Origin of the sequence: Kitasatospora sp. NPDC090091, assembly GCF_044747365.1 — a bacterium.
In the GTDB taxonomy this organism is placed as follows: Bacteria; Actinomycetota; Actinomycetes; order Streptomycetales; family Streptomycetaceae; genus Kitasatospora.
Map to the genome: position 1 here is coordinate 259,853 of NZ_JBIVDY010000002.1, position 25,561 is coordinate 285,413.

At 71.5% G+C, this 25,561-nt stretch carries 19 protein-coding genes; 11 read left to right on the top strand and 8 right to left on the bottom strand.

Annotated features, from left to right (window positions below; genetic code table 11):
* Positions 1-46: 46 nt before the first annotated feature.
* Positions 47-1,591, bottom strand: coding sequence for a replicative DNA helicase (gene dnaB / locus ACIPSC_RS04125; protein ID WP_400823332.1), 1,545 nt, complete (start codon positions 1,589-1,591; stop codon positions 47-49).
* A gap of 529 nt (positions 1,592-2,120) precedes the next feature.
* On the opposite strand from dnaB, the gene ACIPSC_RS04130 reads away from it, so the two are divergent.
* A complete protein-coding gene (locus ACIPSC_RS04130; RefSeq protein WP_400822801.1) occupies positions 2,121-3,449 on the top strand; it encodes an MATE family efflux transporter in 1,329 nt (442 codons plus the stop codon).
* Between the two features lie 123 nt (positions 3,450-3,572).
* On the opposite strand, the gene rplI is transcribed toward ACIPSC_RS04130, so the two are convergent.
* The 4 genes from rplI to rpsF form a co-directional block, all read right to left on the bottom strand.
* A complete protein-coding gene (gene rplI, locus ACIPSC_RS04135; protein ID WP_313764708.1) occupies positions 3,573-4,019 on the bottom strand; it encodes a 50S ribosomal protein L9 in 447 nt (148 codons plus the stop codon).
* A 17-nt stretch (positions 4,020-4,036) separates the two neighbouring features.
* A complete protein-coding gene (rpsR, locus tag ACIPSC_RS04140; protein WP_030304537.1) occupies positions 4,037-4,273 on the bottom strand; it encodes a 30S ribosomal protein S18 in 237 nt (78 codons plus the stop codon).
* Positions 4,274-4,351: 78 nt separating this feature from the next.
* The gene (locus ACIPSC_RS04145; RefSeq protein WP_238860429.1) at positions 4,352-4,948 is read right to left on the bottom strand and encodes a single-stranded DNA-binding protein; all 597 of its coding nucleotides are present in this window, start codon (positions 4,946-4,948) and stop codon (positions 4,352-4,354) included.
* Positions 4,949-5,045: 97 nt separating this feature from the next.
* The gene (gene rpsF / locus ACIPSC_RS04150; RefSeq protein ID WP_148643846.1) at positions 5,046-5,336 is read right to left on the bottom strand and encodes a 30S ribosomal protein S6; all 291 of its coding nucleotides are present in this window, start codon (positions 5,334-5,336) and stop codon (positions 5,046-5,048) included.
* A gap of 299 nt (positions 5,337-5,635) precedes the next feature.
* Between rpsF and ACIPSC_RS04155 the strand changes: the two genes are divergently transcribed.
* The 3 genes from ACIPSC_RS04155 to ACIPSC_RS04165 all read left to right on the top strand — a co-directional run bounded on the left by ACIPSC_RS04155 (position 5,636) and on the right by ACIPSC_RS04165 (position 8,355).
* The gene (locus ACIPSC_RS04155; RefSeq protein WP_400822804.1) at positions 5,636-5,932 is read left to right on the top strand and encodes a hypothetical protein; all 297 of its coding nucleotides are present in this window, start codon (positions 5,636-5,638) and stop codon (positions 5,930-5,932) included.
* Between the two features lie 215 nt (positions 5,933-6,147).
* Positions 6,148-7,266 (top strand): lipid II:glycine glycyltransferase FemX, encoded by a 1,119-nt coding sequence (locus ACIPSC_RS04160; RefSeq protein WP_400822806.1) that lies wholly within the window; start codon positions 6,148-6,150, stop codon positions 7,264-7,266.
* 54 nt (positions 7,267-7,320) lie between these two features.
* Entirely contained in the window at positions 7,321-8,355 is a 1,035-nt protein-coding gene (locus tag ACIPSC_RS04165) for an alanine racemase (RefSeq protein WP_400822807.1), read from the top strand.
* A 7-nt stretch (positions 8,356-8,362) separates the two neighbouring features.
* On the opposite strand, the gene ACIPSC_RS04170 is transcribed toward ACIPSC_RS04165, so the two are convergent.
* A complete protein-coding gene (locus ACIPSC_RS04170; RefSeq protein WP_400822809.1) occupies positions 8,363-10,036 on the bottom strand; it encodes a glycosyltransferase 87 family protein in 1,674 nt (557 codons plus the stop codon).
* 146 nt (positions 10,037-10,182) lie between these two features.
* The gene (locus ACIPSC_RS04175) at positions 10,183-12,840 is read right to left on the bottom strand and encodes a transglycosylase domain-containing protein (RefSeq protein WP_400822810.1); all 2,658 of its coding nucleotides are present in this window, start codon (positions 12,838-12,840) and stop codon (positions 10,183-10,185) included.
* A gap of 353 nt (positions 12,841-13,193) precedes the next feature.
* On the opposite strand from ACIPSC_RS04175, the gene ACIPSC_RS04180 reads away from it, so the two are divergent.
* The 5 genes from ACIPSC_RS04180 (at position 13,194) to ACIPSC_RS04200 (ending at position 18,441) form a co-directional block, all read left to right on the top strand.
* Complete coding sequence (locus ACIPSC_RS04180; RefSeq protein WP_395295170.1) at positions 13,194-13,895, top strand: PadR family transcriptional regulator; 702 nt, start codon at positions 13,194-13,196, stop codon at positions 13,893-13,895.
* Positions 13,896-14,024: 129 nt separating this feature from the next.
* Positions 14,025-15,107: an inositol-3-phosphate synthase gene (locus ACIPSC_RS04185; RefSeq protein ID WP_313764715.1), complete on the top strand. Its 1,083-nt coding sequence runs from the start codon at positions 14,025-14,027 to the stop codon at positions 15,105-15,107.
* Between the two features lie 134 nt (positions 15,108-15,241).
* Complete coding sequence (locus ACIPSC_RS04190; protein ID WP_400822812.1) at positions 15,242-16,579, top strand: MFS transporter; 1,338 nt, start codon at positions 15,242-15,244, stop codon at positions 16,577-16,579.
* 96 nt (positions 16,580-16,675) lie between these two features.
* Entirely contained in the window at positions 16,676-17,353 is a 678-nt protein-coding gene (locus ACIPSC_RS04195; protein ID WP_400822814.1) for a hypothetical protein, read from the top strand.
* A gap of 38 nt (positions 17,354-17,391) precedes the next feature.
* The gene (locus ACIPSC_RS04200) at positions 17,392-18,441 is read left to right on the top strand and encodes a hypothetical protein (protein WP_400822815.1); all 1,050 of its coding nucleotides are present in this window, start codon (positions 17,392-17,394) and stop codon (positions 18,439-18,441) included.
* A gap of 112 nt (positions 18,442-18,553) precedes the next feature.
* On the opposite strand, the gene ACIPSC_RS04205 is transcribed toward ACIPSC_RS04200, so the two are convergent.
* Complete coding sequence (locus ACIPSC_RS04205; RefSeq protein ID WP_400823334.1) at positions 18,554-19,963, bottom strand: CCA tRNA nucleotidyltransferase; 1,410 nt, start codon at positions 19,961-19,963, stop codon at positions 18,554-18,556.
* A gap of 390 nt (positions 19,964-20,353) precedes the next feature.
* On the opposite strand from ACIPSC_RS04205, the gene ACIPSC_RS04210 reads away from it, so the two are divergent.
* Complete coding sequence (locus tag ACIPSC_RS04210; protein ID WP_400822817.1) at positions 20,354-22,960, top strand: DUF6049 family protein; 2,607 nt, start codon at positions 20,354-20,356, stop codon at positions 22,958-22,960.
* 58 nt (positions 22,961-23,018) lie between these two features.
* The gene (gene murJ / locus ACIPSC_RS04215) at positions 23,019-25,541 is read left to right on the top strand and encodes a murein biosynthesis integral membrane protein MurJ (RefSeq protein ID WP_400822818.1); all 2,523 of its coding nucleotides are present in this window, start codon (positions 23,019-23,021) and stop codon (positions 25,539-25,541) included.
* Positions 25,542-25,561 lie beyond the last annotated feature (20 nt).

Below are 25,561 nucleotides of genomic sequence, written 5' to 3' on the forward strand. Positions count from 1 at the left end.
GGGGCGGACCGCCACGGCATCCCCCGAGGTCAGGCGGCGGACACGGTCAGTCCCGGGTCATGTCCACAAAGCGCGAGTAGTGGCCCTGGAAGGCGACGGTGATGGTGGCCGTGGGGCCGTTACGGTGCTTGGCGACGATCAGGTCGGCCTCGCCGGCGCGCGGCGACTCCTTCTCGTAGGCGTCCTCGCGGTGGAGCAGGATGACCATGTCGGCGTCCTGCTCGATCGAGCCGGACTCACGGAGGTCGGAGACCATCGGCCGCTTGTCGGTGCGCTGCTCGGGGCCACGGTTCAGCTGCGAGAGCGCGATCACCGGCACCTCCAGCTCCTTGGCCAGCAGCTTCAGGTTTCGCGACATGTCCGAGACCTCCTGCTGGCGGTTCTCGGCCCGGCGCGAGCCGCCCGACTGCATCAGCTGGAGGTAGTCGATGACGACCAGCTTGATGCCGTTGCGCTGCTTGAGCCGGCGGCACTTGGCCCGGATCTCCATCATCGACAGGTTCGGGGAGTCGTCGATGAACAGCGGCGCCTCGCTGACGTCCGGCATCCGGCGGGCGACCCGCGTCCAGTCGTCGTCCGTCATGTTCCCGGAGCGCATGTGGTGCAGCGCGACCCGGGCCTCGGCGGAGAGCAGGCGCATCGCGATCTCGTTGCGCCCCATTTCGAGCGAGAAGATCACGCTCGGCAGCTTGTTGTGGATCGAGCAGGCCCGGGCGAAGTCCAGCGCGAGGGTGGACTTACCCATGGCCGGACGGGCCGCGATGACGATCATCTGACCGGGGTGCAGCCCGTTGGTCAGCGCGTCGAAGTCGGCGAAGCCGGTCGGGACGCCGGACATCTGGCCGTTGCGGGAGCCGATCGCCTCGATCTCGTCGAGGGCGCCCTCCATGATGTCGGCCAGCGGCGCGTAGTCCTCGTTGGTGCGCTGCTCGGTGACGGCGTAGATCTCCGCCTGGGCGGCGTTGACGATCTCGTCGACGTCGCCCTCGGCGGCGTAGCCCATGCCGGCGATCCTGGTCCCGGCCTCGACCAGCCGGCGCAGCACCGCGCGTTCGTGGACGATCTCGGCGTAGTACTCCGCGTTGGCGGCGGTCGGGACCGAGTTGACCAGGGTGTGCAGGTAGCCGGGGCCGCCGACCCGCTGGAGCTCGCCGCGCTTGGTCAGCTCGCCGGCCACGGTGATCGGGTCGGCCGGCTCGCCGCGGGCGTAGAGGTCGAGGATCGCGCCGTGGATCAGCTCGTGGGCGGGCCGGTAGTAGTCGGCCGGCTTGAGCACCTCGACCACGTCGGCGATGGCGTCCTTGGAGAGCAGCATGCCGCCGAGGACGGACTGCTCCGCGGCGAGGTCCTGCGGCGGGACGCGCTCGAAGCCGTCGCCGCCGTCGGGGCGCTCGTCCTCGCCCTGGCGGCGCTTGCCGTCCCGCTGGAAGCCCCCGGAACCGCCCTTGCCGCCCTTCTGGAAGCCACCGCCCTGGAAGCCGCCCGGGCCCTGGCCGTTGCCGCGCCCGCGCGAGACCGGCAGCCGGTCGCCGGGGCCGTCCGGGAACGGCGCGTCGGCGAAGGCGCCGACGGGGAAGGGGTCGTCCGAGATCGGCCAGTCCTCCTCCGGCGGCGGGGCGTCGTGGTCGTCGTACTGGGGGCCGGTCACGCGTGTTCCCCGATCAGCGAGTGGTGCGAGTTGGAGCTGGCCTTGCCGGTGGCTGGGTGGGACGGAGCCGCGCTCCTCCCTCGCCGCGCTCCTCTTTCTACGGCACCGCACCGACGGAACGGACGCCAGGGGGCGGGCGGGAGTGTCGGGCGGAGGGCCCACGCTAAGGCGCCGGACGCCCTTGCGCCAAGGTGGTTATCCACAGGGGGTGTGGACGGTCGCCCCCAGGCTGTGGAGAACTGCCGCAATCCTGTGGACACCCCTGTGGAAAGCCCTGTGGATAACCCGACGATCGCTCCACCGTCAACTCGCTGACCTGCGGTGACCCCCTCCCGGGGCTGTGCATGAGAAATACTTCACACACGCCCGGGTGGCCGTGGACACACACCGCGCCGGAGCCGTCGCTCAGGATTTCGAGTAATGCCCCACTATCTCTGGTGGTCATTACCTGTGGATGAGTAGCCTTGTCCCCATGACCGCCCCCACCACCGCCCGCCGCCGGCACGACCGGGAGATCCTCGCGCTCGCCGTGCCCGCGTTCGGCGCCCTGGTCGCCGAGCCGCTGTTCCTGATGGCCGACTCGGCCATCGTGGGCCACCTCGGCACCGCGCAGCTGGCCGGCGTCGGCGTCGCCTCGGCCGCCCTCACCACCGCCACCGGGGTCTTCGTCTTTCTCGCCTACGCCACCACCGCCGCGGTGGCCCGCCGGATCGGCGCCGGGGACCGCCGGGCCGCCGTCCAGCAGGGCATCGACGGCATCTGGCTCGCGCTGGCGCTCTCGGTCGGTGTGGTCGCGCTGACGCTGCTGCTGGCCCCCCGGCTGGCCGACGTGCTGGGCGCCTCGGCGACGGCCGCGCCGTACGCCGTCACGTACCTGCGGATCAGCGCGCTCGGCATCCCGGCGATGCTGATGGTGATGGCCGCCACCGGCGTGCTCCGCGGCCTGCAGGACACCCGTACGCCGCTGGCGGTGGCGATCGCCGGCTTCGCCGCCAACCTCCTCCTGAACCTCGGCCTGGTGTACGGCGCCGGGCTCGGCGTGGCCGGCTCGGCCTGGGGCACGGTGCTGGCGCAGACCGGGATGGCCGCCGCCTACCTGTTCGTGGTGGTCCGCGGGGCCCGCCGGGAGCAGGCCTCACTGCGGCCGGACGCGGCCGGGATCCGGGCCTGCGCGAAGGCCGGCGGCCCGCTGATGGTCCGCACGCTGAGCCTGCGCGCGGTCCTGATGATCGCCACCGCGGTGGCCGCCGGGCTCGGCGACGACGCGATCGCCGCGCACCAGATCGCCATGACCGTCTTCCTGTTCATCGCCTTCGCGCTGGACGCCATCGCGATCGCCGGCCAGGCCATCATCGGCCGCTGCCTGGGCGCCTCGGACGTGCCCGGCGCCAGGGCGGCCACCCGGCGGATGATCGAGTGGGGCATCGGCTCCGGCCTGGTGCTCGGCCTCCTGGTGGTGGCGGCCCGGCCGCTCTACGTGCCGCTGTTCACCCCCGACCCGGCGGTGCAGGCCCAGCTGGACACCGTCCTGCTGCTGCTCGCGCTCTGCCAGCCGGTCGCCGGCCTGGTCTTCGTGCTGGACGGGGTGCTGATGGGCGCGGGCGACGGCCCGTACCTGGCCTGGGCGATGCTCGGCACGCTGGCCGTCTTCGCCCCGGTGGCCCTGGCCGTGCCGGCCAGTGGCAGCGGGCTGACCGGGCTCTGGTGGGCGATGAACCTGTTCATGCTGGTCCGCGGCGGTTTCCTGGCCTGGCGGGCCCGCGGCGGCAAGTGGCTGGTCACCGGAGCGGTCCGGGTCTGACCTGCGGCACCGGCGCGGTGCCGCCCCCGACCGCCCGGCCCCGGGAACGACCGGCCCCGGGAACGACCGAGGGCCGGCCTCCCCGGAAGGGGGAGACCGGCCCTCGGGCCGCTACCGAGAAGCTCAGGCGGCGACGACGGCGACGTCCAGGTTGGCCAGGACATCGGCGTGCAGCTTGACCGAGACCTTGTGGGTGCCCACGGTCTTGATCGGCGAGGCGATCGCGACGGCGCGCTTGTCCACAACCGGGCCGCCGGCGGCCTTGATGGCCTCGACGACGTCGGCCTGGGTGACCGAGCCGAACAGGCGGCCGGCCTCGCCCGAGCGGACGGCCAGCTTGACCTGGACGCCCTCGAGCTTGCCCTTGACCTCGTTGGCGGCCTCAAGGGTCTGGATCTCGTGGATCTTGCGGGCGCGACGGATGGCGTCGACGTCCTTCTGGCCGCCCTTGGTCCAGCGGATGGCGTAGCCACGCGGGACCAGGTAGTTGCGGGCGTAGCCGTCCTTGACCTCGACGACCTCGCCGGCGGAGCCGAGACCCGGCACCTCGTGAGTGAGGATGATCTTCATTATTCGGTCACCCTCTCTTAGCGCGCGGTGCTGGTGTAGGGCAGCAGCGCCATCTCACGGCTGTTCTTCACGGCCGTGGCGACGTCACGCTGGTGCTGGGTGCAGTTGCCGGTCACCCGGCGGGCACGGATCTTGCCGCGGTCGGAAATGAACTTCCGCAGCAGGTTCGTGTCCTTGTAGTCAACGTAGTTGACCTTGTCCTTGCAGAAGACGCAAACCTTCTTCTTCGGCTTGCGAGCAGGCGGCTTCGCCATTGTGTGCTCCATTTGGGGTTCACGCCCCGGCGGGCGTCCTGGGACGCCGGCGGCCGGGCCGCACGAAATCTGTCAGCTCTAGAACGGGGGCTCTTCGGAGAAACCGCCGCCGGACGGGGCACCCCAGCCGCCGCCGCCCTGGTTGCCACCAGAGGGAGCGCTGGACGCCCAGGGGTCGTCGGACGGGCCGGACTGGCCGCCGGAGTTGCCACCCCAGCCGCCCTGCTGGCCGCCACCGCCGCCCCAGCCACCGCCCTGGCCGCCGCCCTGCTGGCCGCCGCCGAAGCCGCCGCCACCGGGAGCGCCGGACCGGTTGGCCCGGGTGACCTTCGCGGTCGCCGAACGCAGGCTCGGGCCCACCTCGTCGACCTCGACCTCGAAGACCGTCCGCTTCTCGCCTTCCTTGGTCTCGTAAGACCGCTGGCGCAGCCGGCCCTGCACGATGACGCGCATGCCGCGCTGCAGCGACTCGGCGACGTTCTCCGCCGGCTGCCGCCAGACGTTGCACGTGAGGAAGAGGCTCTCGCCGTCCTTCCACTCGTTGGTCTGGCGGTCGAAGGTGCGGGGAGTGGACGCGATGCGGAACTTCGCGACCGCCGCACCCGACGGGGTGAAACGCAGCTCGGGGTCGTCGACGAGATTGCCGACGAGGGTGATGACGGTCTCGCCTGCCATGGTGGTGATGACCTCTCCGGAAGAGTTCCGTTCACCGCTGTTTCACGTGAAACAGCGGACGCGAGCTACCCGAGGCCCGAGGGCCTCAGCGGGTGGCTCAGTGGGTGTCCGGGCGCAGGACCTTGGTCCGCAGAACCGACTCGCTCAGGCCAAGCTGGCGGTCGAGCTCCTTGACGACCTCAGGCGTGGCCTTGAGGTCGATGACCGAGTAGATGCCCTCGGACTGCTTGTTGATCTCGTAAGCCAGACGGCGGCGACCCCAGGTGTCGACCTTCTCCACCTTGCCGCCGCCGTTGCGGACGACGGTGAGGAAGTTCTCGATCAGGGGGGCGACAGCGCGCTCCTCGACCGAGGGGTCGAGGATGACCATCAGCTCGTAGTGACGCATGAGTAACCCACCTCCTTTGGACTCAGCGGCCACGGTCTCTCCGTGGCAGGAGGGTTGTGCAGCGTCGGCACCGGAGCAGTGACGACACCGGCTCACCGTAGCGGCCGGGTCCGACAATCGGCCCCGCCGACCCTCAAGAGGGCACAAGGGGGCACAACTACACCAGTGCAGACCGCACAGCCTACCCGCACCCGGACGGCCGAACAAAACGCATAGGGGTTGTGAGAGCCGCGCAACCGCCGCAATCTGGACGGAACGGGTTTCCTGCTCGTTCGTCTCCTCGCCAGGAGGTAGGACTCATGGCTCTCACCATCCACGGGCTCCCGCTCACCCTGAACACCGACGGCCACCGCCACCCGCGGGAGAACACCCTGGTCGGCATCACCGCCGTCCTGGGCGTGCTGGCCTTCACGACCTCGTTCTTCCACAACCTCCACATCATGAGCTCGTGGACCGGGCTCTTCGGCATCGTCTCCGGGTTCTGGGGCCAGTTCGTCTCCGTCACCACGGCCGAGCGGTTCGTCCTGGTGATCGGCCTGGTCGCCTCCGCGTGGGGCTTCTACCTGGGAATCGCCAGGGGCGGCCTCTGGGGCTAGGGCCGTAACGGCCCCGGCAACCCCCCCGGCGCTCCCCCGGTCGGCCGCCCCGGCCGCCCCGCCAGGAACCCCCGGCGCCCCCGCCGCGTACCTACAGGCAGGAGACAGGTACACGACGGGGGCGCTGCCGCGCCCGCAGCCGCAGGGGCACCGGGCGATAAAGTCACCCCGAGAACCCGGGGCCCACCGAGCCCGACCGACGAGGAGCACCGAGCATGAGCCTGCGCCTGAGGACGATCACCCGCGAGGAGCACCTCGCCTTCATCAGGAGCCGCGCCTCGGCCAGCCACATGCAGGTGCCGTCCTGGGGCGATGTGAAGGCCGAGTGGCGCACGGAGTCGATCGGCTGGATCGACGAGGCCAACCAGCTGGTCGGCGCCGGCCTGGTGCTCTACCGGCAGCTGCCGAAGGTCAAGCGCTACCTGGCGTACCTGCCCGAGGGCCCGGTGATCGACTGGTTCGACCGCGACCTGGACCGCTGGCTGCAGCCGATGCTGGCGCACCTGAAGTCGCAGGGCGCCTTCTCGGTGAAGATGGGCCCGCCGGTGGTCATCCGCCGCTGGAACGCGCCGACCATCAAGGAGGCCATCGCCGGCAAGCAGGCCAAGCGCCTGCGCGACATCGAGGCCGACTGGTACGAGCCGCGCGCCTTCGAGGTGGCCGACCGGCTGCGCAAGGCCGGCTGGCTGCAGGGCGAGGACGGCGGCGCCGGCTTCGGCGACGTCCAGCCCCGCTACGTCTTCCAGGTGCCGCTGGCCAACCGCTCGCTGGACGACATCCAGAAGGGCTTCAACCAGCTCTGGCGCCGCAACATCAAGAAGGCCGAGAAGAGCGGCGTCGAGGTGGTCCAGGGCGGCTACGACGAGCTGCCGATCTTCCACCAGCTGTACCTGGTGACGGCCGAGCGCGACCGCTTCACCCCGCGGCCGCTGTCGTACTTCCAGCGCATGTGGAAGGCGCTCACCGCCGAGGACCCGAACCGCATGCGGCTCTACATCGCCTACCACGAGGGCGAGCCGCTGGCCGCGACCACGATGCTGGTGGTCGGCGAGCACGTCTGGTACTCCTACGGTGCCTCGGCCAACCACAAGCGCGAGGTCAAGCCGTCCAACGCGGTCCAGTGGCGGATGATGCGCGACGCCTACGCCCTCGGCGGCGGGGTCTACGACCTGCGCGGCATCAGCGACACCCTGGACGAGAACGACCACCTCTTCGGTCTGATCCAGTTCAAGGTCGGCACCGGCGGCCAGGCCGCCGAGTACCTCGGCGAGTGGGACTTCCCGCTCAACAAGCTGCTCCACAAGGCCCTCGACCTCTACATGTCGCGCCGCTGAGCCGCCGCCGAGCAGCCCGCCCGCCGTGACCGGACACCCCTGGGAGATGACCCGATGACGCTGTCGCTCTACCTCGACACCGAACGCTGGCGCGCCCACCAGCGCTCCGTCCTGGCCGAGTTCCCCGGCCTGGTACCGGTGGCGAAGGGCAACGGCTACGGCCTGGGCAACCACCGGCTCGCCGAGGAGACGACCCTGCTCGGCACCGGGGTGCTGGCGGTCGGCACCGCCTACGAGGCGGCCGACGCAGCCGACTGGTACGGCGGCGAGCTGCTGGTGCTCACCCCGTACCGGATCGGCGAGGAGGTGCTGCCGCTGCCGCACGCGCGGGTGATCCGGACGGTGGCGAGCGTCGACGCGCTGCGTGCGCTGCCCGGCGCCCGGGTGGTGCTGGAGTGCATGACCACCATGCGCCGGCACGGCGTGGGCACCGCAGACCTGCCGGCGGTCGCCGCCGAGCTGGACGGCGTCTCCTTCGAGGGCCTGGCGCTGCACCTGCCGATGGACCGGCCGGACGGCTCCAGCCCGGTGGAGGAGGTCGCGTACTGGGTGGACACCGCCCGGGCCGCCGGCATCCCGGTGCACACCGTGTTCGTCAGCCACCTCGGCGCGGCCGGGATGGAGCAGCTGGCGCAGCGCTACCCGGACACCGTCTTCCGGGCCCGGATCGGCACCCGGCTCTGGCTCGGCGACCACGGCGCGCTGGAGGTCCGGGCGACCGTCCTGGACGTCACCCGGGTCGCCAAGGGCGACCGCTACGGCTACCGCCAGCACCCCGCGCCGTCCGACGGCCACCTGCTGGTGGTCGCCGGCGGGACGGCGCACGGCATCGGCCTGGAGGCGCCCAAGTACGTGCAGGGCATGTCCTCCCGGGCGAAGGGGATCGCCCGGGCCGGCCTGGCGACGGTCAACAAGACCAAGTCACCGTTCCACTGGTCCGGCAAGCAGCTCTGGTTCGCCGAGCCGCCGCACATGCAGGTCTCGCTGCTCCTCCTGGACAACGACACCAAGCCGCCGGCGATCGGCGACGAGCTGACCCTGCAGGTGCGGCACACCACCACCCACTTCGACCGGGTGGTGGACCGCTGACGGCGCTCTACCGACGCGCGGTACTTCCGGCCGGCTCCGCGGCGGGTGGCTCGTCCAGCCACTGCTCGGGGCCGGCCGGCGCGTATCCGGCGTAGCTCGCCTCCTCCTGCAGCCGCCGGGCGGTGCCGAGCACGAAGACGTCAGGGGCGTGGTCGAGCACCCCGCCGGACGGGTCGTCACTGCCGTCCCAGCGCACCGGGTCGCGGTCCGGGAAGAGGATGTCGCGGACCACCATGGTGACCAGGTAGAGCGTCCCCGCCAGGTGCAGCACGATCGCGAAGTGGTACCAGGACTCGCCGATCCCGTGCTGCTTGGGGCCGGTGACGAAGCCCAGGTGGGACCAGATGCCCAGGGTGTAGAGCACCTCGCAGGCCTGCCAGATCAGGAAGTCCCGCCAGCGGGGCCGGGCCAGCACGGCGAGCGGGATCAGCCAGAGCACGTACTGCGGCGAGTAGACCTTGTTGACCAGGACGAACGCGGCCACCACCAGGAAGGCCAGCTGCACCAGGCGCGGGCGGCGGGGCGCCGAGACGCCGAGCCAGCCGATCGCCAGGCAGCAGAGCACCATCAGCACCCCGATGTAGACGTCGAGGTTCTCCAGGCTCGCGCCCCGGCTCTGCATCAGGATCAGCCAGAAGGAGCCGTAGTCCTCCTTGCGGTGCTTGCTGAAGACGTAGAAGGTCGACCAGCCCTGCCAGTTGGCCAGCATGATCGGCAGGTTGACCACCAGCCAGGCGCCGGCCGCGCCGCCCAGCGCCGCACGGAACTCGCGCCACTTCCCGGCGCGCCAGCAGAGCACCAGGAGCGGGCCGAGCAGCAGCACCGGGTAGAGCTTGGCCGCGGTGGCCAGACCGATGAAGACGCCGGCCCAGAGCGGCCGCGAGCCGGCCCACCAGGCCAGTGCGACGGCGGCCAGCGCGACCGCCAGGAGGTCCCAGTTGACGGTGGCGTTCAGCAGCAGGCAGGGCGCGAGGGCGAACAGCAGGGCGTCCCAGGGACGGCGGCGGTGGGTCCGGGAGACCGCCACCACGGCGACCACCGCACAGGCCATCAGCAGGCCCGCGTTGATCGCCCAGAACCACTGCTCCTGGCTCGTGGTCGTCCCGCCGCCCGGGGTCACCCAGGCCGCGATCTGCATGAAGAGACCGGTCAGCACCGGGTACTCCAGGTACTGCAGATCGCCGGAGGTGCCCGGGATCCGGTCCACGTACGGGTGCAGGCCGGCCGCGAAGCCGCGCCCGGAGAACAGGTGCGGGATGTCGCTGTAGCAGGCGTGGATGTACTGCGGCGAGCCCGGCTGGAACCAGGCGCCGTCGTAGCAGGGCAGCTGTCGGACCATGCCCAGCACCGAGACCACGATCACCACCAGCGCCAGGAAGCGCGCCGGGATCCACCAGGAGACGCCCAGCAGGGCGCGCCGCCCGGGCGGGCCGCCGATCACCTCGCTGCCGGCCGCCGCGACCGGGTCCTCGTCGGCCGGGACGACCACCGTGTTGGCCGGCGGCGAGGCCGCCCCGGACCGGTCCGGGGCACCGGCGGGTTCCCCGGCACCGGCGGAGGCCGTGCCCTCGACGGCGGCCGTGGCATCGGCCGAGGCCGTTCCGGGTGCCGCCGGATCGGGCTCGGGGCCCTCGATGGGCCCGATCTGGCCGGCGGAATCGTCACGAGCGCTCGACGTCATGCCGGACATCCTGCCGCACCTCCCGCGACTGGACGAGGAGGACCCCTCGCCGGTCACGGCGCGATCCGGCGAATCATGACGAAACGGCGGTGGCGGCCCTCCGAGGAGGACCGCCACCGCCGTGGTGCGCCGGGGATCACCGACCGTCAGGGCGCCGCCTGGCCGCCGCCGGCACCGGTCGCGCTGGGCGACGTGGTCGGCTTCGGCGGCTTGGTGCTCGCGCTGGAGGTCGACGTGGGCGTGGTCGCCGTCGGCTGCGGCGTGTTGCAGATCCCGAGGAAGCAGGTGGGCGAGGGCCCACCGGTCTGGCCGCCGTTACCGCCGCCGTTGCCACCGCCGCCACCGGGCGTCGGGTGCGTCTTGGTCGCCGACGGCGTGGGCACCGTGCCCGGGCAGTCCACACCCGGAACGCAGGCCGGGCCCTGGGTGGCGGTCGGCTGCGGCTGCTGCGGGGCACCCGGGTCCGGGGCCTGGGTCGGGGCGGTCTCGGTGGCCGAGGGCGAGGTGCTCGGCGTGGCCGTGCTCGGCGCACCCGAGGAGTCCACCTGGCTGCCGACCGGCTGCGGGCTGGGGAAGTCCAGCTTCTTCTCGTTGGCCAGTGCGGCCTTCATGTAGCGGGTGAAGACGTCGGTCGGGGTGTCACCACCGTGCACCGAGTCCTTGCCGCCGGTGCCGTTGAGCGACAGCCGCTCGTGCTTGGCCGGGTCCTCGCGCCACATCGCGACGCTGGTGGCCAGCTGCGGGGTGTAGCCGACCCACCAGGCCGACTTGTTCTGGTCGGTGGTACCGGTCTTGCCGGCGACCGGGCGGCCCAGCGCGTTGGACTTCGAACCGGTACCGTTCTTGGCCACGTTCACCAGCACGTCGGTGACGTTGTCCGCGACGGCCGGCTCCAGCGCCTGCTTCAGCTCGGGCTTCTTGAACCCCGGGCGCTCGACGCCGTTCCACTCCACCTTGGTGACCGAGTACGGGTCGGCCTGCTTGCCGCTGGCGGCGAGCGTCGCGTAGGCGTCGGCCATGCGGATCGGGCTGATGCCGGAGGTGCCGAGCGGGAAGGTCGTCGTCTTGGTGTCGACGAAGCTCTCCTTGCGGACGCCCATCTTCTCGGCGGTGTCGGCCACGGTCTGGCCGCCGACGTCCTGGTTGAGCTGGACGAACGGGACGTTGTACGACCACTGCATGGCCTGCCGAAGCGAGACGTAGCCGCGCTTGCCCTTGTCCTCGTTCTTCTGCCGGTACGGCTTGCCGGTCGTGTCGTCCATGATCAGCGAGCCGTCCGGCCGGCGGATCTCGGACATGTCGTCGGAGAGGTAGCGGCTGTCGGCGTTGATCCGCTTCGGCTTGCCCTTGTCGTCGGTCGAGGTCTGCACGCCGACCTGCATCGCGGCGGCGAGCACGAACGGCTTGAAGGTCGAGCCGACCTGGACGCCCTGGGCGTCCGCGTTGTTGTCGAAGTGCTGGTTCTCCACGCCCTCGCCGCCGTAGATGGCGACGATCGCGCCGTCACCGGGGCGGATGCTGGCCGCGCCGAACTGGACCCAGTTGTCGTTGTCCGGGCGCTTCTGCGGGTTGAGCGTCTCGTTCCGGACGTCGTCCACGGCCTTCTTGAGGGCGTCGACCTTGTCCTTCTCGAAGGTCGTGTAGATCTTGTAGCCGCCCTTGGCCAGCGCCTGCTGGTCGATCTTCGGGTCCTTGGCCGTGACGTACCGGTTGGCGACGTCGACCAGGTAGCTGATCTGGCCGTTCATGTTGGTCGGCGGCACCGGCTTGATCGGGTCCGGGAACGTGGTGCACTTGGCCCGTTCCTCGGCGGTGGTGTTCTTGGTCTCCACCATCCGGTCCAGGATCCACTTCCAGCGCGCCTCGGCACGCTCGCGGTTGCCCTTGATGCTCGGGTCGTAGAGCCCGGCGCCCTTGAGCAGGCCGGCCAGCATCGCGCTCTGGCAGAGGTCGAGGTCCTTGGCGTTGACGCCGTAGTACGCCTGGGCGGCGGCCTGGGCACCGGTGCCGCGGCCGAACCAGCTGGTGTTCAGGTACCCCTTCAGGATCTCTTCCTTCTTCATGTCCTGATTGACCTTCAGGGTGATGAAGAACTCCTTCACCTTGCGGGTGAGGGTCTGCTCCTGGCTGAGGTACGCGTTCTTCACGTACTGCTGGGTGATGGTCGAGGCGCCCTGGGTCTGGCCACCCTTGGCCATGTTGTAGACCGCGCGCATCATGCCCTTGGGGTCGATGCCGCTGTCGGTGCGGAAGCTCTCGTTCTCCGCCGCGATGACCGCGTTCTGCAGGTTGGGGCTGATGTCGGCGAGCTCGACGATCTGACGGTTCGTCTCACCCTTGCGGGTCATCTCCGTGCCGTCGGCCCAGTAGTAGATGTTGTTCTGTTCCTTCACCAGATCCTTGAGCGGCGGGATCGTGGTGCTCTGGTAGATGAAGAACACCGTGCCGACGCAGGCCGCGAAGACGATCAGGAACGAGCTGAGCCAGAGCCGCCAGGACGGCAGCCAGCGGCGGAAGCCCTGCTTGCCGAAGCGCGGGTAGTCGATGAACCGCTTCTTGCCCGGCTTGCCGTCCCCGCCGGCCGCAGCCGCGGGAGCGCCCGCGCCGCGCTTGCCGCCCTTGGTGGCCGCCTTGCGCAGCTCGGCGCGGGTCATCCGGGGCTGCTGGGCCGTCTCCCGAACGCCCGGGGAGCGCCGTCGGAAGCCCTCCGAGCTGAGCTCGTCGCGTTCGGCTCCGCTCGTCCGGCCGCCGTCGCCCGGCGGCTGCCCGTCTCCGTTGGGCGACCTGCGCCGTCGTTCGCTCATGTTCCAGCTACTCCTCGCCAGGCGGTCGAAGCCTGAAGGCAGGGTCCACGTCCGATGCCCGCAACCGCCCTAACCCCGGAGGTGGTCCTCGTGCACACGCGACAGCGTACGCAGGACAGAAACACAACTAATCGGGCATCAGCCGCCAATCACCGCAAAACGGCAGCAGATCATTACACGCCCGTTGCCAAGCACACCCGCGCGTCGCCTTGTGATCACATTCACGCGTGCCCCTCTTGCTCCACCGGGGGCCCAGGTTTACTGTTCTCGATATATCGAGCCGATACATCGGAGCGGCATACCGCCGGCGGTGGCGGCCCGCGGACCGGCTGAGGGGAAGGAGGACGACGGCATTGGGCAGGCGCTCAGGAGTGCTGGAGTTCGCCGTTCTCGGCCTACTCCACGACGCCCCGATGCACGGGTACGAGCTGCGCAAGCGACTCAACGTCCTGCTCGGATCGTTCCGCGCGTTCTCCTACGGAACGCTCTACCCCTGTCTGAAGAGCCTGGTGGCCCAGGGTTTCCTGGTCGAGGACAACCCGGACGTCGAGTACGTCCCGGCCACCGCGCTCAACGGCAAGCGGTCCAAGATCGTCTACCGGCTCTCCGCCGAGGGCAAGCAGCGGTTCGAGGAACTGCTCGCCGACTCCGGCCCCGATGCCTGGGAGGACGAGCACTTCGGCGTCCACTTCGCGTTCTTCGGCCAGACCGACCGGGCCGTGCGGATGCGCGTCCTGGAGGGCCGCCGCAGCCGGCTGGAGGAGCGCCTGGAGCGGATGCGCAACTCGCTCGCCCGGGCGCGCGAGCGGTTCGACGACTACACCGTCGAGCTGCAGCGGCACGGCCTGGAATCGGTCGAGCGCGAGGTCCGGTGGCTCAACGAGCTGATCGAGACCGAGCGGGCCAACCGCACCGGCCGGACCGGACCGGCCGCCGGCGGACCGGGCGCCGCAGTACCCGACAAGACTTCGGACGGCCGTGGCGAGGAGGCCGGATCCCCGGATCCGCCCGGGCCACCGTACGACCGCCCGGGGCGCTCCGCCCAGGAGCGCTGACCGCCGCGTCAGCCCTGTGCCACGCGGCAGGAGTGGGCGCCTCGCGCGCCCGTCAAGCAGTCATCGAAGAAGCAGGACGAGTGCCGTCGATTCCCGGCGGCCCTCATGAGATCACAGGGAGCAACCGGAATGGGTTCGGTTCGCGTAGCCATCGTGGGCGTGGGCAACTGCGCCGCGTCGCTGGTGCAGGGTGTCGAGTACTACAAGGACGCCGACCCGGCCGGCAAGGTCCCCGGCCTGATGCACGTCCAGTTCGGCGACTACCACGTCCGTGACGTGGAGTTCGTCGCCGCCTTCGACGTCGACGCCAAGAAGGTCGGCTTCGACCTGGCCGACGCCATCGGCAACAGCGAGAACAACACCATCAAGATCTGCGACGTGCCGCCGACCGGCGTCACCGTCCAGCGCGGCCACACCCTCGACGGCCTGGGCAAGTACTACCTGGAGACCATCGAGGAGTCCGACGAGGCCCCGGTCGACGTCGTCCAGGTCCTCAAGGACCAGCAGGTCGACGTCCTGGTCTGCTACCTGCCCGTCGGCTCCGAGGCCGCGGCCAAGTTCTACGCCCAGTGCGCCATCGACGCCAAGGTCGCCTTCGTGAACGCCCTGCCGGTGTTCATCGCGGGCACCAAGGAGTGGGCGGACAAGTTCACCGAGGCCGGCGTGCCGATCGTCGGTGACGACATCAAGTCCCAGGTCGGCGCCACCATCACGCACCGCGTGATGGCGAAGCTGTTCGAGGACCGCGGTGTCATCCTCGAGCGCACCATGCAGCTGAACGTCGGCGGCAACATGGACTTCAAGAACATGCTGGAGCGCGAGCGCCTGGAGTCGAAGAAGATCTCCAAGACCCAGGCCGTCACCTCGCAGATCCGCGACCGTGAGCTGGGCGCCAAGAACGTCCACATCGGTCCCTCGGACTACGTGGCCTGGCTGGACGACCGCAAGTGGGCCTACGTCCGCCTCGAGGGCCGTGCGTTCGGCGATGTCCCGCTGAACCTGGAGTACAAGCTCGAGGTCTGGGACTCCCCGAACTCGGCCGGTGTCATCATCGACGCCGTGCGCGCCGCGAAGATCGCCAAGGACCGCGGCATCGGTGGCCCGATCCTGTCGGCGTCCTCGTACTTCATGAAGTCCCCGCCGGTCCAGTACTTCGACGACGAGGCCAAGGAGAACGTCGAGAAGTTCATCCGCGGCGAGGTCGAGCGCTGAAGCTCGGGCACTGAGCGCTGAACTGCGGCGCTCACCGCCACCGAACGGGTCCACGGTCCGCCGTGGGCCCGTTCACCTTTTCCCGGCGAATGTTTCACGTGAAACACAGGCCGGTTCCATGGCAGTCTGGGCAGGTGGCGATCACGGAGAACGGCAGCACCCACCAGTCCGCGCACCGCGCCACGCTCCTGGACCTCCTCCGCGGCCGCGATTTCCGCCGGCTGCTGACCGCCCGGGTGCTCTCCCAGCTCTCCGACGGCGTCTTCCAGGTCTCGCTCGCCGCCTACGTGGTCTTCTCCCCGGAGAAGCAGTCCTCCCCCGCCGACATCGCCTCCGTCCTGGCCGTGATGCTGCTGCCGTTCTCGGTGATCGGCCCGTTCGCCGGGGTACTGCTGGACCGCTGGCGCCGCCGTCAGGTGCTCTTCTACGGCAACCTGGCCCGGTTCGGGCTCGGCCTGGTCACCGGGGCGCTGCTCCTGGCCGAGGCGCCGACCTCGCTGTTCTTCGCCTCCGCGCTGCTGGTCACGGCGCTCAACCGGTTCATCCTGGCGGGCCTGTCCGCCGCGCTGCCGCGGGTGGTGCGCCAGCAGCAACTGGTCACCGCCAACGCGCTCTCCCCGACCCTGGGCACCGTCGCCGCGGCCTCCGGCGGCGGTCTGGGCTTCGTGCTGCACCAGGTGATGCCCCCCGGGCCGCGGGCCGACGCGGCGCTGGTCACCGTCGCCGCGCTGCTCTACCTCTCGGCGGCGCTGGCCGCCCGGCGGATGCACCGGGACCTGCTGGGGCCCGAGCACCACCCCGACCGCCCCGCGCTCGGCCGGGCGCTGGCCCAGGCCGCCCGCGACCTGGGCGCGGCCGTCACCCACCTGGTCCGGGACTGCCGGCCGGCCGTCCACGCGCTGGCCGCCGTCACCGCCGCCCGGTTCTGCTACGGCGTGCTGATCGTCATGGTGGTCATGCTCGCCCGCTACACCTTCAACGACCCGAACGACAGTGCCGCCGGGCTGGCCACCCTGGGCCAGGCGGTCGGCCTCTCCGCGGCCGGCTTCTTCATCGCCGCGCTGATCAGCCCGTGGTGCACCCGGAAGATCGGCCTGGCCGGCTGGATGACGCTCTGCCTCGCCGCCCCCGTGGTCTTCGTGCCCGCGCTCGGGCTGGGATTCTCACTGGTGCCCTGCCTGATCGCCGCCCTGCTGCTCGGCGTGGTCACCCAGGGCACCAAGATCTGCGCCGACACCGTGGTCCAGGAGTCGGTCGAGGACGACTTCCGCGGCCGTGTCTTCGCCATCTACGACGTGCTGTTCAACGTCGCCTTCGTGGCCGCCGCCCTGGTGACCGCGCTGGTGCTGCCGCTCTCCGGCCGCTCGGTCGTGGTGGTGGCCGGTGTCGCCCTGGTGTACGCGCTCGCAGCCGTGCTCTACCTGCGGGCCGCGCGGCGCAGCGGACCGCTCCCCGGTGACCAGGCGCTCTGAGAACCCCCACACCCTCGGAACCGGCGGCGTCGGACGGAGTCGCTAAGGTACGTCAGATCTGTCGGAGCGACAGCACTCTGTTTCGGGGGAAATCTGATGAGCACACCGCCCAGCCCTTACGGCCCGCCACCACCCCAGTACGGGTATCCGCAGGCCCAGCCGGGCGTGCCCCAGGCCCCCCAGCCCTACGGTGCTCAGCCTCCGCAGTACGGCACGCCGCAGCCGGTCGCGGCCGGTTACGGCCAGCCGCCGGCCTACGGCCACCCGGGTGCACCGGCCCAGCCGGGCCCGCCCGCGCCCCCGTACGGGCAGCAGCCCCCGTACGGCCCGCCGCCCGGCGGTCAGCCCCCGTACGGGCAGCAGCCGCCGTACGGCCAGCCGCCGATGGCGCCGCTGCCGCAGGCTCCGGTGCCGGCGCCGGCGAAGAAGGGCAGTGCCAAGGCCAAGCTCAAGGTCGGCGTGGCCGTGGTCGGCGGCATCGCGCTGATCATCGGCTACTTCGTCACCGGGCCGAGCGTCAGCAGCGCCTCGGTCGGCGACTGCGTCAAGGCGAGCGGCTCGCGCGACGTCGAGATCGTCAAGTGCACCGACAGCAAGGCGAACTACAAGGTGCTGGCCAAGCACACCGGCACCACTGACACCAACCGCTGCAAGCAGACCGTCGGCACCACCAGCACGGTCTCCGGCAAGAGCGGCCGCCGCTGGAACAAGAAGCGCTACGTGCTCTGCCTCGGCCCGCTGACCACCAGTGTGCCGCCGGTCAAGAAGTCCTGACCCCTACGCCAGTCCGACCCTTCCACGGGGGAACCACTTTGTCCGTCCCACCTCCCCAGATGCCCTACGGCGCGCCGCCGCCCGCCGACAGCAGCAACCCCTACGCCTCCGGCAACCCGTACGGCGGGCCGGCGCCCGCCCCTGCGGCGCCCGCCTCTGCGCCCGGCTACGGCTACCCGGCCGCGCCGCAGCAGGCCGCCCCCGGTTACGGCGTGCCGCCGCAGGCGGCCCCGCCCGGCTACGGCTACCCGCAGCAGGCCCCGCACGGCGGCCCGGTCTGCCGCTTCTGCGGCGGCTTCCCCGCCGTGGACACCACCGTCCGCGGGCACCAGGGCATCATCATCGTGATGCGGTTCCTGAAGCAGCCCGGGCCGTTCTGCCGCACCTGCGGCACCGCGGTGGTCCGCGACATGTCGGCCCGCACCCTGGTCCAGGGCTGGTGGGGCTACCTGTCCTCGATCATCACGCCGATCACCCTGCTGCGGAACCTCGCGGCCCACAACAAGATCAAGGACCTGCCGCCGCCGGCCCCGGGCACCCACGGCCCGCAGCTCGACCCGGGCGTCCCGCTGACCAAGCGGCCGCACATGCTGATGCTGCTGCTGCCGGTCCTCTCGATCACCTCGTTCATCATCCTGGTGACCACCGGCGCCCTGCTCGGCGCGACCGACCACGACAGCCGGCCGTACCGCCCGATCTCGCTGCCCTCGCCGGCCGCGGTGAGCATCCCGCCGATGCCGTCGTTCTCGTTCTCGATGCCGCCGATACCCGAGATCACCACCCCGGGCGCGGCCAAGCCGTCGACCCCGGCCGCGGCCTCCGCGGTGCCCAGCGACATCGACCGTGCCAAGGCCGGCGACTGCCTGCGCAACGAGAACGGCACCTCCGCCACGCACGACCCCAACCCGCGGATCACGATGCTGTCCTGCAGCGACTCCCGGGCCCAGTACAAGGTGCTCCGCAAGCTGCTGGCCACCAGCGACGACAAGGGCTGCGACAACGTGCCCGAGTCGGACAGCAGCTACACCCGGACGTCCTCGTCCGAGGCGCTGAGCTATGTGCTCTGCCTGAAGGGGATCAACGGCTGACCGTGGCCGGCCGGCGGGCTCCCGCCGGGCGGCACGACCGAAGGGGTGGCCCCGGAGATCTCCGGGGCCACCCCTTCCGTGTTCCGGGCCTCCGTGTCCGGGGCCCCGCCGGTCAGCCCTGCTGCCCGGCCCACCAGGCGCGGAGCGCGGCGACGGCCTCGTCGTGCTCCATCGGGCCGTGCTCCAGGCGCAGCTCCAGCATGTGCTTGTACGCCTTGCCGACCTGCGGGCCCGGCTTCAGCTCCAGCAGCTCCATGATCTGGTTGCCGTCCAGCGCCGGGCGCACGGCGTCCAGCTCCTCCTGCGCCCTGAGCTCCTCGATCCGCTTCTCCAGGCCGTCGTACGTCCGGGAGAGCGTCGCGGCCTTCTTCTTGTTCCGGGTGGTGCAGTCGGAGCGGGTCAGCTTGTGCAGGCGCTCCAGCAGCGGCCCGGCGTCGGTGACGTAGCGGCGCACCGCCGAGTCGGTCCACTCCCCGCCGCCGTAGCCGTGGAAGCGCAGGTGCAGCTCGACCAGGTGCGAGACGTCCTCGGTCAGCTCCTTCGAGTACTTCAGCTCGCGCATCCGCTTGCGGGTCATCTTGGCGCCGACCACCTCGTGGTGGTGGAAGGAGACCCGGCCGTCCGACTCGAAGCGACGGGTGCGCGGCTTGCCGATGTCGTGCAGCAGTGCGGCCAGCCGCAGCGTGAGGTCGGGGCCGTCCTGCTCCAGGTCGATCGCCTGCTCCAGGACGGTGAGCGAGTGCTCGTAGACGTCCTTGTGCCGGTGGTGCTCGTCGCGCTCCAGCCGCAGCGCCGGCAGCTCGGGCAGCACGTGGTCGGCCAGGCCGGTGTCGACCAGCAGGCGCAGGCCCTTGACCGGGTGCGCGGCCAGGAGCAGCTTGTTCAGCTCGGCCTGGACCCGCTCGGCGGAGACGATCGCGATCCGGTCGGCCATCGCGGTCATCGCGGCGACGACCTCGGGGGCCGGGTCGAAGTCCAGCTGGGCGGCGAAGCGGGCGGCCCGCATCATCCGCAGCGGGTCGTCGGAGAAGGACTCCTCGGGGGTGGCGGGGGTGCGCAGCACCCGGGCCTCCAGGTCCTCCAGGCCGTGGTGCGGGTCGACGAAGCCGCGACCGGGCAGGTCGACGGCCATCGCGTTGACGGTGAAGTCCCGGCGGACGAGGTCCTGCTCGATGGTGTCGCCGTAGGTCACCTCGGGCTTGCGCGAGGTGCGGTCGTACGCCTCGGAGCGGTACGTGGTGATCTCGATCAGGAAGGAGCCCTGCGGGGTGTCCTTGCGGGCACCCACCGTGCCGAAGGCGATGCCGACGTCCCAGACGGCGTCCGCCCAGCCCTTGACCAGCTTCAGGACCTGGTGCGGGCGGGCGTCGGTGGTGAAGTCGAGGTCGTTGCCGAGCCGGCCCAGCAGGGCGTCCCGGACCGAGCCGCCGACCAGCGCGAGCCGGTGCCCGGCCGCCTGGAAGCGGCGGGCGATCTCGTCGGCGACCGGGGAGACCCGCAGCAGCTCCTGCAGGCCCAGCATCTGCGCCTCGCTCAGGCCTGGTACGACCTGGGTGGCAGTGCTGGAATGATGGACGCCGGACTCGTGGGCGGTGGGCTCATTGGCAGTGGACACGGCTCACAAGGGTACGTGGCCCGAAGGCCCCCCTGCCCGCGCGTTTTGCGGCGCTCACCCCAAGCCCGCAACACTGCACCCTTGGCTGCATCGTTACCATGCCGGTGGAGCGGGTCGCGGGCGCCGATGAGGGCCTGCGGTGCCGCGCGCCGGAACGGCTTCCCGGATCGCGGGCGGCCGCACTTTCTTCACCGCTGATCCCCACGGCCGGCAGGTTCGGCCCGCAGGGCTTCCGCGGCATCACAGCAGCACAGCAGCATCAGCAGCGAGCGATCGAGAACGGCGAGGGCGGAGCGCGTGAGCGAGCGTAGCGAGCGAGCCGACGAGAAGTGCGCGTTTCGCGAAGCGCCGGCCGAGCGCAGCGAGGTCGGCCGCGTCAGCGAGCGTAGCGAGCGAGCCGACGAGAAGTGCGCGTTCCGCGAAGCGACCACCGGACGGGGTCGTGCGCGGGGCCGCTCCGGGAAGCGCACCGTGCGACGGGTGGCGGCCGCGCTGGGCGCCGCGCTGGCGCTGCTGCCCGCCCTCCCGGCCGCCGCTACGCCCGCCGGCGGTCCGCGCCCGGCCGCCGAGTCCGGGGCCTCCGCCGAGGCCCCGGTGGTGATGACCATCGAGTCGGTCAACAAGCCGGTGGCCGTCCCCAATGGCACCGTGACGATCAGCGGGCACATCACCAACGCCGGCAAGTCGGTGCTCAAGGGCGCCCACGCGGCGGTCCGCAAGCCGTGGTCGGGCAAGCCGCTCACCACGCGCAGCGAGCTGGCCGGCGTCGCCTCCCGGACCAACCCGGTCAACCAGGACGGCATCGAGCTGGACAGCCCGCAGTACGCGCTGAACGAGCTGGCGCCGGGCCAGAGCCAGCCGTACACCCTGAGCGTCGCCGTGAACGACCTCGGGCTCTCCACCGAGGGCGTGTACGAGCTGGCGGTGGACACCTGGGGTTCGACCGGGGACAACCAGCGCGACCGCGCGCTGGGCATCGCCCGTACCTTCCTGCCCTACGACCCGACGCCGGCCGAGGCGCAGCCGTCGAAGGTCACCACGCTCTGGCCGCTGGTGCACGCGCCGGTGCTGGTCGCGCAGACCATGTCCGACAACGACCAGACCGTCCCGGTGCTGCGTGACGACAGCCTGGCGGCCGAGTTCGCGCCGGGCGGCCGGCTCTACGAGCTGGTCGAGACGGGTTCGTCGCTGTCCGGCCTGACCTGGGTGATCGACCCGGACCTGCTGGACACCGCGTTCGCGATGACCAAGCCGTACCGGGTGCAGAAGCCGGGCGCCGAGAAGGGCGACAAGAACGGCAAGAAGAACAGCAGGCCCAAGCAGGCGGCCAAGGAGGAGAACACCGTCCTCCGCAACGGCTCCGCCGCCGCCACGGCCTGGCTGAACAAGCTGCGGGCCGCGGTCGCCAAGCAGGGCAGCCAGGTGGTCGCGCTGCCGTACGCGGACCCCGACCTGGCCTCGATCGCGCACAACGCGGCCGAGCTGGCGGGCGTGGACACCGCCCTCGACAAGGCGGCCGTGGCGGGCCGGCTGACCGTCGAGTTCCGGCTGTCGGTCGACACCCGCTCGGACGTCGCCTGGCCCTACCAGGGCTACCTGGACCAGCAGATCGCGGCGCTGGCGCACCGCACCGGCAGCGGCACCGTCCTGGTGAACGGCGCGAGCCTGCCGGAGCCGGACGCCCTCAAGTACACCCCGACCGCGGTGCGGCCGATCGGCAACGGGCAGACCGCGGTGGTGGCCGACGAGGAGGTCTCCGCGCTCTTCCAGACGGACCTCAACACGCCGCAGACGCAGACCCTGGCGGTGCAGCGCTTCCTCGCCGAGACCTTCGTGATCTCCCGGCAGGAGCCGCAGAACCCGCGCGGCCTGCTGGTGATGCCGCCGCGGGAGCTGACCACCAACACGGCCAAGGTGCTGGCGACCGCCGTCCAGGCGGCGGAGGCCGGCAAGTGGGCGGAGCCGGTCAAGCTGGACGTGCTCACCCAGGGGCCGGCCGATCCGAAGGCCAACACCGCCGTGCCGCCCGCCGTCGACTACCCCGCCCAGGCGCGCTCCTCGGAGCTGCCGGCCGTCGACCTGAGCAGGACCATCGACATCCAGCACCGGCTGGAGACGCTGATGCGGGTGCTCACCCTGCCGCAGCGGGTGCGCGGTCCGTTCAGTGCGGCGATGGTCCGCTCGTTGTCGGCCGAGTGGCGGACCCAGGCGCCCGCCGGGTCGGTCTACCGCACCGGCGTGTCCGACTACCTCGACGAGCTGACCAACGCGGTGTACGTGCCGCACAAGAACGTGATCACCCTGGCCGGGGACACCGGTGTGCTGCAGGTCAGCGTCCGCAACGACCTCACCCAGGCGGTCACCAACCTCAAGCTGGTGGTGACCCCGACCCAGGCCAACCGGCTCCAGATCGGCCCGTCCGAGGAGCTGGTGCTCCCCGCCGCGCAGAGCGCCACCCTGCGGTTCCCGGCGCAGGCGCACAACAACGGGCCGGTCACGGTGACCGCCCAGCTGATGACCACCGGCCCGAACCCGGAGCTGTACGGCGAGCCGCAGACCTTCCAGGTCGAGGTCACCTCGGTGACCAACGGCGTGCTCTACGTCTTCGGCGGCGCCCTGCTGCTGCTCCTGCTGGCGGCGCTGCGGTTCTTCCGGCAGCGCAAGCGCCGGGTGGCCAACGACGACGAGGGCGACGCGCCCCTGGACACCCCGCTCGCGGGCGCCCCGGCGGACGCCCCGGCCGAGGGCCGTACGGACGCCCCGGCCGCGGGCGACGACGCCGGGGAGGACGGCGGATCGTCCACCGACGGGCTCCCGGAGGGCGACGGAGCTGCGCGGACACCGCGCGGCAGCGGCGCCGATGGCCGGGATCGGGCCGCCAGTGATGAGAAGGTTGGTCCTTGATACCGCCGAGACCCGCCCGACGCCGGGACGGCCTCCCCCACAACAGCGAAGAGGTGACATGACCGGGCGCAGCGAGGAGCGGCCGCCGGGCCGCGGTGAGGGCCGGCCGGGCGCCGAGTCGCCGTCCGGCGACTGGTACGTGGCCGACACCTACGCCCAGGACCCGTACGCCGCCGAGGCGTACCAGGGCCCGCAGGACGGCCAGGACCCGTACGGCCTGCGGGCCGACCGGCCCGCCGCGCCGCAGCAGCCGGCCGCCGCGTACGACGTGCCGCCGCAGCTGCCCCCGCAGGGCGGCGACTACCCGCAGCCGGTACCGCCGGCCACCCCGTTCTCCCCGCCGGTCCCGCCGGTGCAGCCCGGTTGGGACACCCCGGTGCAGCAGCCGGCGGCGCCGGCCGAGGCCTGGCAGGGCGACCGGGCCGGCTGGGAGCAGCCGGCAGCGGTCGGCGGCCAGTGGGGCGGGCCGCGCGAGGACCAGCAGCAGTGGCAGCCGGGCCCGGCGCACTCCGCCTGGGACTCCGAGACCACCGAGTACGTGGGCGTGGACGCGCTCTTCGGCGGGGCGCGGACCGAACAGGCCGCCCCCGCCGGTCCGGTCGCCGAGGCCCCGGCCCGGCCGCCGGCCCAGCAGCCGCTGCAGTCCGGCGCGCCCCGGCCGCCGGCCGAACCCGCCGCGTTCGCCCCGGCCGCGCCGTTCCCCCCGGCCGCCGGGTACCAGGGCGGTACGGGCGGCCACGGCGGCGGCCACCGGAACGGCCCGCAGGACCCGGACGGACAGCGCCCGTTCGTGCCGCCGATCGAGTTCGACCCGCCGCTCTCCGAGGAGGAGGCCACCATGCAGGTGGCCGCGGTGCAGGTGCCGCCCGCGGTGGAGCCGCTGGACGAGCTGGCCGCCGAGGAGCACGCGCCGAAGGCGCCCCCGGCGGGCGGCGGCGGCAAGGTCGCCAGCCTCCTCAACTCCAGCGCCATCATGGCGGCCGGCACCCTCGTCTCTCGCGGCACCGGCTTCCTGCGCACCATGGTGATCGCCACCGCGATCGGCATCGGCGTGATGGGCGACTCGTACAACGCCGCCAACACCCTGCCGACCCTGCTGTACATCCTGATCGGCGGCGGCGCCCTGAACGCCGTCTTCGTGCCGCAGCTCGTCCGCAGCATGAAGAACGACGCCGACGGCGGGACCGCCTACGCCAACCGGCTGCTCACCCTGGTGATGGTCGGCCTGGCCGGCGTCACCTTCGTGGCCGTGCTGGGCGCCCCGCTGCTGGTCCAGCTGATCGCCCATCCGCTGATGACGGACCAGGCCAGCGCCGACACCACGGTCGCCCTGGCCCGGTACTGCCTGCCGACCATCTTCTTCATGGGCATCCATGTGGTGATGGGCCAGATCCTCAACGCTCGCGGCCGCTTCGGCGCGATGATGTGGACCCCGGTCCTCAACAACATCGTGGTGATCTTCACCTTCGGCGCCTACATCTGGGTCTTCGGCTCCTTCGGCAACCCCGGCGTCACCCCGGCGACGATCACCCCCGAGGGCGTCCGGCTGCTCGGCATCGGCACCCTGGTCGGCCTCGCCGTCCAGGCGCTGGCGATGATCCCGTACCTGCGCGCGGCCGGCTTCCACTACCGGCCGCGGTTCGACTGGCGCGGCCACGGCCTGGGCAAGGCCGCCCGACTGGCCAAGTGGACGTTCTTCTTCGTCCTCGCCAACCAGGCCGGCTACCTGGTCATCACCCAGCTGGCCACCTCGGCCGGCATCGCCGCCCACGACTCCGGCCACGACGGCGTCGGCCTGGCCGCCTTCTCCAACGCGCTGCTGATCTGGCAGCTCCCGCAGGCCGTCATCGTCGTCTCGCTGATGAGCGCGGTGCTGCCCCGGCTCTCCCGGGCCGCGGCCGACGAGGACGCCGGCGCGGTGCGCGACGACATCTCGTACGGGCTGCGCACCACCGCCGTGGCGGTCGTCCCGGCCGCCTTCCTGTTCCTCTCGCTCGGCCCGGCGATCGGCCGCTCGATCTACGCCGTGGGCGGCGGCGAGAGCGTCCTCAACGACGCCACCAACGTCGGTCTGATGCTCTCCGCCTTCGCGCTGGGCCTGATCCCGTACTCGGCGCAGTACGTGATGCTGCGCGGCTTCTACGCCTACGAGGACACCCGGACGCCGTTCTCGAACACCGTCTGGGTGGCGGCCTGCCAGGCCGCCTTCTCGCTGATCTGCTGGCTCACGCTGCCCGCCGAGTGGGTCGTGACGGGGATGGCGTTCGGCTACGGCCTCGCGTACGCCGTCGGAGTGACGGTCGCGGTGCCCAAGCTGAAGAAGAAGATCGGCGGCCTGGACACCAAGCGGATCGGCAAGACCTACACCCGGCTGGCCGCCGCCGGCGTGCCCGCCGCACTGGTCGGCGTGGGCGTCAGCCTGGCGGTCCAGCAGGTCATCGGCGGCTGGCTGGGCAGCGTGCTCACCCTCGTGGTGGCGGGCGGCCTCCAGCTGGCGGTCTTCGTGCTCGTCGCGAAGAAGCTGCGGATCGAGGAGTTGAACGCCATGCTGGGCATGGTCCGCGGCCGACTCGGCCGCTGATCCACCGTACCGGCCGGCCC